The sequence below is a fragment of the Planctobacterium sp. AWM4_229 genome (assembly GCF_056160305.1).
Map to the genome: position 1 here is coordinate 443019 of NZ_JBSWWX010000001.1, position 13986 is coordinate 457004.

Below are 13986 nucleotides of genomic sequence, written 5' to 3' on the forward strand. Positions count from 1 at the left end.
TTTCGTGCCATGGGATCACCCTGTGCGCTGAGTTTTTATTGTGAATCAGAGCAGCAATTTAACCAGGCCAAAGAGGCCTGTGTTGAGGAAATGGCGAGACTGGAAGCAAAATACTCGCGTTATCAACCCGACAGTTTGATCAGCAAAATCAACAACGCAGCAGGTACCGAGCAGCTTTTTGAAATCGATACCGAAACCTGGATTTTAATGCAGTACGCCACTATCGCCCATCGCGAGAGTGACGGCCTGTTTGATATTACCTCCGGGGTGTTGCGTCAGATTTGGGATTTCAAAAATCCCACCGTTCCCTCACAAGAAGACATTAACCGCACCCTGGATAAAATCGGCTTTGACAAACTGCCAATGGAGCAGCAAGCGTTTCGTTTGCCTGTTACAGGTATGGAGCTGGATTTTGGTGGTATTGTTAAGGAATACGCGGCCGATGTACTGGCCAACTTTATTGGTGAAGTGGGTATCCGCCATGGCCTGGTGGATTTGGCGGGTGATATTGCCGCAGCGGGCCCCCACCCAGATGGGCGTCCTTGGGAAATTGGGATCCGACACCCGGCAATCCCCGGCGAGCCGGTAGCCAAGATTGCATTGCACTCTGGTGGCCTGGCCAGTTCCGGCGATTACGCTCGTTGCTTTGTGCTGGACGACAAAAAGTACAGCCATATCTTAAACTCCATCACCGGTTGGCCAGTGGAAGGATTAGCAGGAGTGAGTGTTTGGGCAGAACAGTGCATCGTTGCCGGCACATTAGCCACCATAGCCATGTTAAAAGGCGAAGAAGAAGGTAAAAAATGGATCGCCGAAACAGGTGCGCCTTACGTTACCATCGATCAACACTTTCGAGTTGAAAGCCAGTTTAAGGGCTAAGTTCTAATATTCAGGCGCGGCAAATTCCGGATTATTCAGAAATGCCTCATCGGTGAGGCTCTCTAAAAATGCCAGCAAATCCTGCATGTCCTGGTCAGATAAAACGAAACCATGCATGAAAGGACTTTTAAGGGGGCTATTGATGCCCTCGCCTCTGCCGCCAGCGGCGTAAATAGCGATGACTTCTTCTAATGTCGCCACACTACCATCGTGCATATAGGGTGCGGTAACCGCGATATTACGCAGTGTCGGTGCCCGGAATTGCCCCATGTGTTGTGGCTGTAATGTAATTTCTTTTAGCCCCTGATCGCTTTGCGGATAAGCTCCTTCACCATCCACATTGTATAAACCGGTATTGTGAAACGCAGTCACTTCAAATGCTTGATCGGCATGTTTGCTGGCCTGACTAAAATTAAAGCCACCATGACAATGATGACATTCCAGGCGCTCAGAAAAGAATAAATCCATGCCTCGTAAAGCCGATTCAGACAAGGCGTCGTCCTCACCGTAATAGGCGTATCGGTCAAAGGGTGAATTAAAAGACGTTAGATTGCGCACAAAACTGCTGATAGCCTGCACTATCAATTCGAAACTGATGTCTTCTCCGGGGAACGCCGCAGCAAACATGGGGCGATACTTGTCGTTAGCAAAACGCGCTAATACCGACTCTTCGTGCCCGGTAATGCCAAGCTCAATGGGCTCTTCTGAAAACATCGGGATCAGGATCTGAGTCTCAAGCGTGGTGAGCTCAGTATGGGCCCAGGTCAGGTGAGCATTATAGGCCACGTTTACCAGTGGCATGCTGTTACGCCGCACTTTGTCGCCAGTACTGCCATTTGAGTGAGGTAATGGCTCACTGAAAGCAAATTGCTGTTGATGGCAGTTAGCGCACGATTGCACCTGATTAGTAGACAGGTTTCGGTCGTAAAACAGATGCCTGCCCAATTCGACTTTGGCCGCTGTCATGGGGTTATCATCGGGCACAGCTGGTGCAGGAAAACCTTCCGGGATATTCCAATTCCAAGGCGGTGGCGCTTTTTGACAGGCAGTTAAAAATAATGCGGATAAACACAGCCCTGTAGCTACCCCCCAATGTCGTAAGCCGTTCACGGATTGATAGCCTCCAAGGTAAACACTGAAAGCTCGTCATTGTTGAGGTTTTCGTACAATTGAACACAAACCGGCTCGCTATCGCCGTGCATCACGCAGCGATTTTCTTCATTGGCAAGGATACCGGTTAGTAAGCGGTCCAAATGTAACACCAACGCCAAATCCTCCGCCTTTGGAATATTTAAGCTAAATCGGGCGCGATTAGGTTTAGCACAGGCTTCTTTGGGTGCTCTTACGGCACTGGCGGATGTACAGCCAACACTACCCAGATGATAAGCCCAGTTATCATTCTGAGCATGCATATCGAGGCGCAAAAATTTATAACCATTGCGCCAGGTCCAGAACATATCAGGGAAATTCAGCGGCATAGGTTGGGTTACGGGATTTTGATGGTTTAAATCAAAAGGCACCCCAAGGGTAAAGGACAGCGTTTGCGCGTCGTGCACTGGCGTAGCGGATTGCAAGGTAACCTGCCCTTTGCAGGTTTCAGTATCGATACGGATAAGTTGTAAAGAGGGTTCGTCTGCCCAAAAGGACACCGCAGTACTCTCAGCTTCGCTGTGCAGCGCCGCTTCACTCAGGTAAAAGGCAAAGTTATCCAATTGCCAGACCTTTCCCTCCAGCAGCTGCTCATTACAAACAAACGGCTGCCCTTCATTCCAGAGTGCGACCTGTAGCTGTGAGTTGACAGATTTTTCACTACAGGCGCTGAGTAAAACCGTTAAAAAGCAAATTCCGATGGAGAAAAGTTTTTCCTTCACTAACATTCCTGATAAATTGGTTTTTCTTAGTGTTCTAAAAAATTAATGGCATTAATGACGACGCCGGAATGGATTATGGGGTATTTTTTGTCGTGATTAAAGCGCCGCAAAGGATGTACAACAATGGCAATATTTTCCTTATCTCACAAACAGGCTTCGAGACAGGCGTCCAACAAAACGCGAATTCTCGCTGGCGGCTTCAGCACCGCATTGGGTTTGCTGGCCATCATGCAGTTGCCCGCATGGGCTCACTCGGAGCATGACAAAGCCCGGTTTGTGGCAGCCGATGGTAAAGACAGCGGAGATTGCGGTAATCGTTTCCGCCCCTGTCAAAGCATTGCCTATGCCCAGCTGCAAGCCAAAAAAGGCGACAAGATTTTAGTGGCCAAAGGCTCCTACCCCGTCACCTCGCCCACGGAACTATTGCAGCTAAATAACCTCATTAATCCGGTTTTTGCCGGTTACAGCACCATAGATAGTTATCAGGTGCAAAATCCTGAAAAGAATCCCACCACCCTGGTGGGCGTACCGCCAGAATACCGCGCGCTGGCCAAAGAAAAAGGCTTTAACGTCATTGTTGATAGCAAATCAGCGGACTTTAACAACGCATTACAAAAAGCACAGACTCAGTTGGATGCACTGCAACAACGACAACAGAATATTACCTGTGAATCGGGTATGGCAGGTGAATACACCTGTAATAACATCGATTTAGTGAGCCACGTACCCCTGAGCGAATTTACCGCTAGCGCTGCTAATGACATCTGGGGTCACATCGATTTAAATAACAATACAGAATACGCCATTATCGGCCTGCGCAATGGCGTATCAGTGGTTAGCCTGGCAGATCCTTCAAACCCGCAAGTAGTGGGTAAAATCACTCAGCAAAGCACCACCTGGCGCGACATCAAGGTATATCAGTATTTCGATACCGAACTGGAACGCTGGCAAGCCTACGCCTACGTCACCGCCGATAACGCATCGGTGGGACTGACTATTTTGGACTTGAACAATTTACCTAATGAGATCACGGTTGCCAGCACTACGCGCTCAGATACCGCGGCCCACAATGTGTACATCAGTAGCGTTGATTATTCCTTTAACACTGCGCTGAACAATGCGCCCGGTTTACATATTCTCGGCCAGCCGCAATTTAATGGCGCCATGCGCACCTATTCCTTAACTAACCCCACACAGCCCGGTGCAGCCTATACGCCAGTAATGGCTGACGCTTCGCTGTATACTCACGATGCCTCGTCGGTGAACATCACTGATGAACGCGCCGCACAATGCGACAATGCCAATGAATTCGGCTGTACTATCATGCTGGATTTTAACGAAGCTGAGTTTCGTTTGTGGGATCACACTAACCTGAGCAATGCTAAGCAGCTTTCCACTGGCACTTACAACACCGCCAGCTATGTGCATTCCGGTTGGTGGAGTGACGATCGCAACTACCTATTTGTGCACGACGAGCTAGACGAGCGCAATCGTGGTATGAACTCAACTTTATACGTATTTGATATCACCGATCTGGAAAACCCGGTACAAGCCGGCACCTGGACTGGCCCCACCGGCGCAATCGATCACAATGGTTATGTGCTGGGCAATCGTTATTACATGTCCAATTACGAGCGCGGTTTAACCATCTTAGACATTACCGACCCAACATCACCCGAAGAAGTAGGTTTTTTTGATACATACCCACTCAGTGATGCCTCCACCTTTAATGGTGCTTGGGGGGTTTATCCTTTCTTGCCCAGCGGTTTGATTATCGTCAGTGACATCAATAGTGGTTTGTACGTGTTCCGCGACCAAACCCGAGCGGGTGATATCAGCATCGAACCTGGCACCGAGTACGAGGTGGACGAAGGCGGGTCGTTAACCATTAACGTGCAAAACCTGTTTGATGCGCCTTCGAGCAGCGTTGATTACGAAGTTATACCTGGCTCTGCCGAAGCCAGTGATTACGAGAGTAACAAAGGCACTCTGACCTGGTTAGATGGCGAATCGAATATCCAAACTATTACCATCAATACTAATGATGATGGTTTGGCTGAGTCCGATGAAACCTTCTTTGTAAGACTGTCCAACCCAACGGCTGGCGCGACATTAAGCAACAACATCCTGGCCAAAGTAAACATAAACAGCTTAGGCGTGGTACTTATCCCCTTTAATAACGACCCGCTCACCGTACTGGAGAATCAAAGTAGCGTTGAAGTAGAAGTGCAGCGCAGTGGAAATGGCAATGGTGCTGTCACGGTTAACTATAGCCTTGAAGCCTTCAGTGGTGAATTTGATGCTAATGATGTGAGCGCCATCAGTGGCGAAGTTACCTGGCAAGACGGTGAATCCGGTATCAAAGTGATCACTATCGAGTTAGTGGACGACGCTGTGGAAGAACAAAGCGAAAGCTTTGTACTGCAACTAAGCAGCGATAACCCAAGCCTGTTGGCATCTGAAGAGCAAAGCCGTAAGCTCATCACTATTCGCGATGACGACAGCAATCAGGCCCCTGAAGTAGCCGAGCCTGCAGCACAAACTATCGCAGCAGGAACGCAAGTTACTGTCAGTGCCCAAGGCAGCGACCCGGAAGGCGATACCCTCAACTGGTTGTGGACTCAAGTGTCTGGCCCGGACGTTACTTTGCTTAACGCCGACACACAAACAGTGTCGTTTACCATGCCAGAAGCAGAAGTGGTATTGCAGGTAAGCGCAACAGATGATTTTGGTGTGCAAACCAGCCAGCAAGTGACCATTGCAGTAGAAGACAATAGCGACGATGGCTCAGGTGATGACGGTTCAGGCGATGATGGCTCTGATGGTGATGGTTCGGGAAGCGATTCCGGCAGCGGCTCCGGCTCAACGCCACCAGCCACAACGCCACCTGCCAATAACAACAGCGGTGGCGGCGGTAGCTTACCCTTAGGCTATTTAATCGCGGGAATTGCCTTAGTCGCCTGGCGAAGAATAGTGAGAAAATAGCGGGAATTGCCGCAAAAATGCGCAGTTAGCAGCGAGTTGTTGACAAACTAATGACAACAAAAATAAAACTGCTATACTGCGCACCGCTTAAAGGGAACCCCTCCCTGTCAATAAGCAATTCAAAAAGCAGTTTAACTGCCACAAAAAAATGGCCCTATAGCTCAGTTGGGTAAATTTCGGTCCTCGAAGAGGACGAGGGGTGATTTAACATCACGCCGAGAGAAATTTACGCGAAGACAGGAAGTCTGAGCTGGAATGGCTCACCATGGATGGTTACAACGCACGCAAGTGCTACGAAGTATAAAATGGCCCTATAGCTCAGTTGGTTAGAGCGCCCGACTCATAATCGGTAGGTCCCTGGTTCGAGTCCAGGTGGGGCCACCATTTTTATCTCTTGTAGGTCGACATTCATGTCGACAACGATGCTAAAGCCAACCACCTTTGTCCGAATAAATTCGAACCTACATATATCAGCATCTCTCCGCCTAGGGCAGAGCACCAAATTTGTAGGTCGACATTTATGTCGACAATGCATTTAACCCAACCACCTTAGTTCGAATTGCCATTTAAATGTTCCCGACATATACGGCATTCACTGCATCCGTGCAGCTCAAGGCGAACCTACAGATACCACTCACTTCTCCGCCTTCTGCGAAACACCAAACACAAGTGATCTGATGTTACCTTTCCTTAGGGGCGCTCCCCTAATCCCCCTTTTTACATAGGCGCGAGACAACATAAGCCGAAATTTAATAGCCTAAAGGACAAACCCCAGTGTTTTCTGCATTCGGCTTGTTTCGCATATAACAATAATCTGGAAGGGCTTCAAACCGGTAATGAGGGCTAAAGAAATAAGCAGTGTATTAATGGAAAGGACAGTATTTCTATTTCAGAGAAAATACTCTTGTTCTGTTGAAGTTAACTCAATTTCCTAATATCAATTGTGAAAGATAAGACGTTCTCCTATAAGGAGGTGCCCTTGAAATAATATTCATCCAAGAAATCATCTAGATAATGTATTACTTATGAGAGGCTTCCATATGGGAAGTTATTAGAAATTTAGGCCCCTTTAACCGCAATAAAATAGTGCTTATATTTGTGACTAAATCGTTTAGCATTTTTAGATACTTCAATTTTTTGCAGGTTCTTTTCTTTAGCTGACTGAGTATTTTCAATCTTAGTTACTGAATCAGATAATCCACGACCTGATTGCACAAAAGCAACGCGAATTGATTTGGAGAAATCATTCACTTTTAGACTGTTATTTCTTATTCTATTTGAAATTGCTCTATTTAATGTTTGCTTCACCATTTATTGCCTCGAATCTAAAAATTCTGCCCACTCACTTTCACCAACCTCAAATGCACATGCAAGTAAGTTCGCAAAAAGTGAACCCAACTCACGTTCAGGGCTTCCAAACAAAGAAAAATGTTTAGAGTCAATGTTAAGAATTGCGTAAGCCTCATTATCAACTTTAATAGGGCAAACCATGCCACTTAAGTAATGCTCTTGATAGTTTTTTCTTATTTCTTCAAATCCATCACTACTCTTTTGCACACACCAAGCCACAACATTGTCAGCTTGAAACGCCTTACCTACTATACCTTTATCGTGCGGTAAAGGTTCAGAAGAAACTCTAGTGCGTGCGATGGAAGCATTTGTGCTATAGCGAATGGTTTCAAATTCATTGGAATCATTGGGCATCATTAACGAGGCTATGCACTCTTTTCCAGTTACCTTAGATAGTGTCCTTGACGAATGTTCCAACGTTTGCAGAATTAGATCCTGCATAGATAACTCAATATCTTCAATTGAGTTTGCATCAGTAAAATCGGCGAAATACTCTCTAAACTTTTCAGAAAGCATTTCAAATTCTGACTTTATCTGATAATACCCTCTATATTTTTTATAGCGATTACCAAAGTAGAGCACAAAAGACAGTAGAACAAGAGCTACTGCCCCAAGGATAATGAAAGCGATCCCCAAACTTTCTTTAAGCACAAAATAAATGGAAGCAAAGGAGCCCAATATCGAAATCAGGGTAATCACATAAAAGGATGTATTTTTCTTAGCAAGTTCCATAATTCTAATTATTTTTCGAGTAACATTTCGATAATATATTTTTTATACTGAATGTAAATCCAAATTAACTTTATAAGTTAATAAATTCACGATTGATTACAATAATATAATTTAAATTACGATAACCCTGTTTTCTTGCTTCACCTTCCCCAAAAAACCTTTCCCCCGCTCCAACAAAAGACAATAAAAAACTTTGGCACAAAACTAAGTTTCAGAAAGTCCCCCTTGACCCTCTACCAACTTCAGGTATTAAAGTGCGGTACATCCTTTTTGTTCAACCACTTTGAGGCCTTTACATGCACAGCCAATATCTTTCTGCTACGCCGATTCTTAACTTTCAGCATGAGTCTATTCAGGCGTTAATTTCTGCGCGTGGTTGGCAATCTTTGGATACCTACAACAAGATTGGTGCGGCGTATGGTTTTGTTAAAGACGAGATGCTGTTTGGTTACAATCGCAGTGATGATATCTCTGCTAGTGAAGTATTGGCCGATGGTTATGGGCAGTGCAATACCAAAGGGAACTTGTTAATGGCGCTTTTACGGGCGCTGGATATTCCCTGTCGCTTTCATGGCTTTACCATCGATCAGCAATTGCAAAAAGGCGCGATCCCTGGCTATGTATTCTGGCTGGCTCCCAAGTACATCATTCACAGCTGGGTGGAAGTGTATTACGAGGGTAAGTGGTTAAATCTCGAAGGCTTTATACTGGATGATACCTACCTCAGCGCCATTCAACAGCGATTTAGTGATTTAAAACAGTCTTTTTGTGGTTATGGCATTGCTACGTCTTGCCTGGCACAGCCCGATACCGAATGGCGCGGCAGCGATACCTATATTCAAAAAGAAGGTATCCATGATGATTTTGGTGTGTACGATTCCCCTGATGCCTTTTACGCCCAACATGGCACCAATTTATCCGGGCTGAAACGCTGGTTGTATCAAAACCTGATCCGTCATTTGATCAATCGCAATGTACAAAGATTAAGAGCGTTCTCTGATACAGAGCATACTCGTTCCCACTCAAAAGATGGCTGTAAGTCGTAAAATTTTTCGCCATAAGTGGCTAATTTTGCTATCTTTCTGGCGCTTAACTAAATGAGAACCCCGTGAAATTCAATGTTGCGTTAAAAATACTACTGCTTGTGGCGATTGTGTTTAAATCGTTCCTTGCTGTATCTGCGCCCATTGAAAGTCACCCCGTGGACATTGAGCACCTGCAACAAACTCATGATCACGCCGAAGACCAACATTCTAACCAAAGCCTCACAGATGCCGCTGGCCATGATGTTGAAGACTGTCATCATTGTGGTCACTGTACGGGCAGCCACATAACCTGGTTGCAGTTAAAACCTCACAAAACTAGTCTGCCCAGCGCAGTTGGATGGGTTTTCCACAACAACAGCGCTAAACCCAGTGGCATTTGCCGCGATATTTATCGCCCTCCCACCGCTTAACGTCTTACCTCAAATCGCGCTATCAGGCGCTTTACATTTTTGATTTAACAAACGTTAAGAGACATTATGAAAGTACAATTTAATCGTACAGGGGTTGCCCTGTGCCTGTTGCTGGCTATGATTTTTTTCATCAACTCAGCAGCCCTTGCACAAGAATCACAGAAACAAGAGATTCGTCCACAAGAGATTGGGCAACAAAACAAGCATCAGCACGGTGTTGCAACCACCGGTAATACGCACAAAGAAGAGGAACATATCCACGACGAGCATTTGGGTGAAAAGCAGTCACACGAAGCGCATTCAGAAGATGCCCATACAGAAGAGCAGCACAGCACTACTGTCGAACTTAGCGCTGCGCAAATTGCGACTGCCAATATTGTTGTTACTCCTTTAGTGGCACAAAAACAGCAGTATCAGCTTTATGCTCCCGGTGAAATAAAAGCCAATGGTTACACCAGTTATCTGGTATCCCCCAGAACCGATTCTGTGGTTATTAGCCGTCACACCAGCTTGGGGGAACATGTAGAAGCCGGGCAAACCTTAGTTACCCTATTTAGCGAGGCCATGGCAGAAGCACAGGCTGAGTACTTGTTTGCTTCCACGGAATGGCAGCGAGTACAAAAGCTGAATAACCAAACCGTCAGTGATAGCAATATCATTGCCGCGAAAACTGCATTTAATGCCGCCTATGGCAAACTCATTGCCTTTGGTTTAACCACCTCAGCCATCGACAATATCACCACCCAATATACCGCAACGTTCGGGCAATATGCTTTAACGGCGCAACGTGCCGGAGTGGTACTGCAAGATGACTTTCTACAGGGGCAGCGAATCAATGCTGGTGAAACCATCATGCTGTTGGCCGATGAAAGTGAGCTATGGGTGGAAGCTCGTATCTCTCCAGATAAACCATTACACCTGGCAACCAACAGCCCTGCGACAGTATTGTTTAACGGTGAAAGCTATCCTGCGCGAGTGATTCAGGAAGCCCACACCATCGATACAAAAACCCGCACTCGCATCATTCGATTAGCGGTTAAAAACCAATACCATCAATTGCACTCAGGTATGTTTGTCCAGGTTTATTTTCAGTTTAATACCTCGCACCCCGTCCTGGCGGTGCCAGAAAGAGCGCTGATGCGTGACCAATCAGGAAACTGGACAATATTCGTTGAAGAAAGTCCCGGCCTGTTCGAAGCCCAAATCATTGAGCGAGGCCGAGCCTTGGGTGAACTGCGTGAGATCAGTGGCATAGCAGAAGGCACAAGAGTCGTGACTGAAGGCGCGTTTTTTGTGATGTCAGAACTGGCCAGGGGCGGTTTTGATCCGCACAACCACTGAGGAGCGCCTGTATGTTAGAACGCATTATTGATTGCTCAGTTAACAATCGCCTGATGGTATTGCTCTTGCTACTGCTTGCACTGGCCGCAGCCAGTTACTCATTGCCAAAGCTCAATCTGGATGCCTTTCCGGATGTTACCAATGTCCAAGTTTCGGTTAATACCGAAGCGCCTGGTTTGGCTGCCGAAGAGGTAGAACAATTGATCACCTACCCCATTGAAGCAGTTATGTATGCTTTGCCCGACGTGCAGCAAGTGCGCTCCATTTCAAAAACCGGCTTGTCGGGAATTACCGTGGTGTTTAAAGAAGGCACTGACATTTATTTCGCCCGGCAACTGGTATTTGAACGACTGCAAGCGGCAAAAGACTTGATCCCGCCGGGAGTTGGTGTGCCCGAAATGGGACCAAATACCTCGGGTTTAGGCCAGGTATTTCAGTATTTACTCATCGCTGATGATAAGAGTCAATTTGATGCTACTGCCTTGCGTAGTTTAAACGATTGGGTGGTTAAATTGCTGTTGATGCCGGTGGATGGTATTACCGATGTATTATCCTTTGGTGGCAATGTGCGTCAATATCAGGTGAATTTTGATCCTGCCAGGTTATTGGCCTACGGTGTGAGCCAACAAGATCTGGTAACAGCCATTGAGCAAAACAATCAAAATGCAGGCGGTTGGTTCATTAATCGCGGTCAGGAACAATGGGTTATTCGAGGTACGGGCTGGTTCAGCAGTGGCGAGGACGGTCTGCAGCAAATCCGGCAAGTTCCAGTTAAAACTCTTGATGGTGTGGTGATCACCGTGTCAGATTTGGCCACTGTTGAGATGGGCGCAGAAATACGACAAGGCGCCGTGACCATGACTCGTAAAGAGATGCCCCGTAAAAGCATAACCCGCAAAGACAGCCAGGCGAAGGTTAGCCATTTAGGGGAAGTGGTCTCAGGCATTGTACTTAAACGCCTGGGTGCCAATACCCAGGAAACCATTGATGCCATCAAGCAAAAAGCACGTGTAATCAATCAGGCGCTGCCCGACGGTGTGCGGTTTGAGCCCTTTTATGATCAGGCCGATTTGATCCAACAGTCCATCAGCACTGTGGTTAAGGCACTTAGTTTGGCATTTATATTTATTTCGGTGGTACTGGCGCTATTCTTGATGAATCTTCCCGCCACCATTCTGGTATTAATATCCATCCCAATCTCTATTGCCATGGCATTAACCCTGATGTCATGGTTAGGGTTGTCAGCCAATTTAATGTCTTTAGGTGGCATCGCAGTAGCCATTGGCATGTTGGTGGATGGCTCTGTGGTTATGGTGGAAAACATCATTAAAAAATTACAGGTAAATTGTAGCGCACGTCAAAAGACAAGCGTTGCCGTTATTGCCCAAGCCTGCAAGGAGGTTGCGCGCCCGGTATTTTTTGCTACAGCAATCATTTTGCTAGTGTTTGCCCCACTATTTAGCTTTGAAGGTGTGGAGGCCAAGCTATTTCAACCAATGGCCATCAGTATTATGCTGGCAGTAGTGTCAGCCATTATCGTGGCCCTGACAGTGGTGCCTGCCATGGCCGTATTCCTGTTTAAAGCCAATGTCAAAGTGCACACCAATACCCTGCTTAGCTCTGTTGCCAGTGGTTACCGACAAATCCTCAAAACCGCCATAAACAACAATAAATGGGTTTGCTCTGTGGCTGCAATATTGCTTCTGACTGCGTTGTTTTTGTTGCCTAGAATAGGCACTGAGTTTGTGCCGGAACTGGAAGAAGGCACATTAAATCTTCGGGTAACACTGGCACCTTCTGCCAGTTTAGAAACAGCATTGTCCTTGGCCCCAAAACTGGAAGCTCGCTTAATGGCTTTCCCGGAGGTTACCTATGCCTTGAGCCGTATTGGCCGACCGGAAATAGGCGGCGATCCAGAGCCGGTCAATAATATTGAAATTTACATCGGCTTAAAACCCATTGCGCAGTGGACAAGCGCCAGCAATCGCTATGAATTACAGAACATCATGCAGAGGGAACTGGAGCAGTTTCCGGGGTTGCTGTTTAATTTTTCACAACCTATTGCTACTCGTGTTGATGAGTTGCTATCAGGGGTTAAAGCACAATTAGCTATCAAGCTATTTGGCCCGGATTTACAGACACTAGCGGCAAAGGGCAAAGAAATTGAAAGTCTGGTTAAAGCAATCGATGGTGCCCAAGATGTCGCGCTGGAGCAAACAGTCGGTGAGGCGCAATTGGTGATTGCCCCTGATCGCCGGGAGCTGTCCCGCTATGGCTTGTCGGTATCCGACATCATGGCGGTGGTCAACGACGGTATCGGTGGCAAAGCTGCCGGTCAGATTTTTAACGGCAACGAACGTTACGATATTTATGTGCGCCTGGAGCAAAGCTATCGGGCCAATAGCGAGGCTATCGCCGATATCAGATTGTTATCCCCCACTGGTGCATGGGTGCGCCTGGGTGACGTGGCCAGTATTACCTTTGAGTCGGGTCCACCACAAATACGCCGCGACAACGTGCAGCGGCGTATTGTGATCCAGGCCAATGTGCAAGGACGTGATATGGGTAGTGTGGTCAAAGACATTCAACACAGTATCGACACCAAGCTGACTTTACCACCCGGATATTCAGTGGCGATCGGAGGTCAATATGAAAGCCAGCAGCGAGCCCAAAAACGCCTGTTGCTGGTTGTGCCTCTGGCGCTCGTTCTCATTGCCTTATTGCTCTATCTTGCATTTGGCTCGGTGGGACAGGCACTCCTGATCCTGTTAAATGTACCGCTAGCAATCATTGGCGGAATTTTTTCACTGTACGTATCTGGTCAATATCTGTCTGTTCCGGGTTCAGTTGGCTTTATCACATTATTTGGTGTTGCCGTACTCAATGGTGTCGTGCTGGTAGAAAGTATCAACCTGCGTATTGCTGCAGGTGAAGCGGTTAGCATTGCCATTATTGAGGGCTCGACATCCAGGTTGCGTCCGGTTCTCATGACTGCCATAACCTCGGCACTTGGTCTCATTCCCATGCTTCTTGCCACCGGAACAGGGGCGGAAATTCAAAAACCGTTAGCCAGCGTCATTGTTGGCGGATTGTTTACAGCAACACTGTTAACCTTATTTGTATTACCGGGCTTTTACCGAGTCTTTTCCAAAGGCAAGATAGAGAGACTGACAGCACACTAATACAAAAGGGTCAGGAACAAATTAAGCAACAATAACTTAATAAAGGGCTGCACTTCCTCGCAGCCCTGCTCTTACCTCATGTGGAACCCCCAAAATATACAGGTGATTTATTTCACCTCAAACATTGCAAAGGTCAAATTATTAACCTAGGCTAATCAGTGAATTTAATTTCTCAATTCTCAACTCATGT

Annotated in this window: 10 protein-coding genes and 1 tRNA gene; 7 read left to right on the forward strand and 4 right to left on the reverse strand. The window is 46.7% G+C overall.

The genetic code is table 11. The features are described 5' to 3' along the window. The first annotated feature begins 9 nt into the window (after positions 1 to 9). A complete protein-coding gene (locus tag ACXAGP_RS01965) occupies positions 10 to 879 on the forward strand; it encodes an FAD:protein FMN transferase (RefSeq protein ID WP_475259191.1) in 870 nt (289 codons plus the stop codon). 3 nt (positions 880 to 882) lie between these two features. On the opposite strand, the gene ACXAGP_RS01970 is transcribed toward ACXAGP_RS01965, so the two are convergent. Beyond that, positions 883 to 1989: an MbnH family di-heme enzyme gene (locus ACXAGP_RS01970; protein WP_475259192.1), complete on the reverse strand. Its 1107-nt coding sequence runs from the start codon at positions 1987 to 1989 to the stop codon at positions 883 to 885. Further along, entirely contained in the window at positions 1986 to 2750 is a 765-nt protein-coding gene (locus ACXAGP_RS01975; RefSeq protein WP_475259193.1) for an MbnP family copper-binding protein, read from the reverse strand. Before ACXAGP_RS01975 ends, ACXAGP_RS01970 begins: the two co-directional genes overlap by 4 nt. A gap of 123 nt (positions 2751 to 2873) precedes the next feature. Here ACXAGP_RS01975 and ACXAGP_RS01980 point away from each other — a divergent pair, with 123 nt between their 5' ends. Continuing rightward, complete coding sequence (locus tag ACXAGP_RS01980) at positions 2874 to 5735, forward strand: choice-of-anchor B family protein (RefSeq protein ID WP_475259194.1); 2862 nt, start codon at positions 2874 to 2876, stop codon at positions 5733 to 5735. 307 nt (positions 5736 to 6042) lie between these two features. Then, positions 6043 to 6119 (forward strand) — tRNA-Ile (locus tag ACXAGP_RS01985). A gap of 675 nt (positions 6120 to 6794) precedes the next feature. Here ACXAGP_RS01985 and ACXAGP_RS01990 read toward each other — a convergent pair. Next, positions 6795 to 7046, reverse strand: coding sequence for a hypothetical protein (locus tag ACXAGP_RS01990; protein ID WP_475259195.1), 252 nt, complete (start codon positions 7044 to 7046; stop codon positions 6795 to 6797). Next, positions 7047 to 7817, reverse strand: a complete 771-nt coding sequence (locus tag ACXAGP_RS01995) for a hypothetical protein (protein WP_475259197.1) — start codon at positions 7815 to 7817, stop codon at positions 7047 to 7049. A gap of 296 nt (positions 7818 to 8113) precedes the next feature. On the opposite strand from ACXAGP_RS01995, the gene ACXAGP_RS02000 reads away from it, so the two are divergent. The 4 genes from ACXAGP_RS02000 to ACXAGP_RS02015 all read left to right on the forward strand — a co-directional run bounded on the left by ACXAGP_RS02000 (position 8114) and on the right by ACXAGP_RS02015 (position 13796). After that, the gene (locus tag ACXAGP_RS02000) at positions 8114 to 8863 is read left to right on the forward strand and encodes a transglutaminase-like domain-containing protein (RefSeq protein WP_475259198.1); all 750 of its coding nucleotides are present in this window, start codon (positions 8114 to 8116) and stop codon (positions 8861 to 8863) included. A gap of 62 nt (positions 8864 to 8925) precedes the next feature. Further along, positions 8926 to 9273 carry a hypothetical protein gene (locus ACXAGP_RS02005; RefSeq protein WP_475259199.1) on the forward strand — a complete coding sequence of 116 codons (348 nt, stop codon included), beginning with the start codon at positions 8926 to 8928 and terminating at the stop codon, positions 9271 to 9273. Positions 9274 to 9339: 66 nt separating this feature from the next. Continuing rightward, positions 9340 to 10614 (forward strand): efflux RND transporter periplasmic adaptor subunit, encoded by a 1275-nt coding sequence (locus ACXAGP_RS02010; protein WP_475259200.1) that lies wholly within the window; start codon positions 9340 to 9342, stop codon positions 10612 to 10614. An 11-nt stretch (positions 10615 to 10625) separates the two neighbouring features. Continuing rightward, entirely contained in the window at positions 10626 to 13796 is a 3171-nt protein-coding gene (locus ACXAGP_RS02015; RefSeq protein WP_475259201.1) for an efflux RND transporter permease subunit, read from the forward strand. Positions 13797 to 13986: the final 190 nt, after the last annotated feature.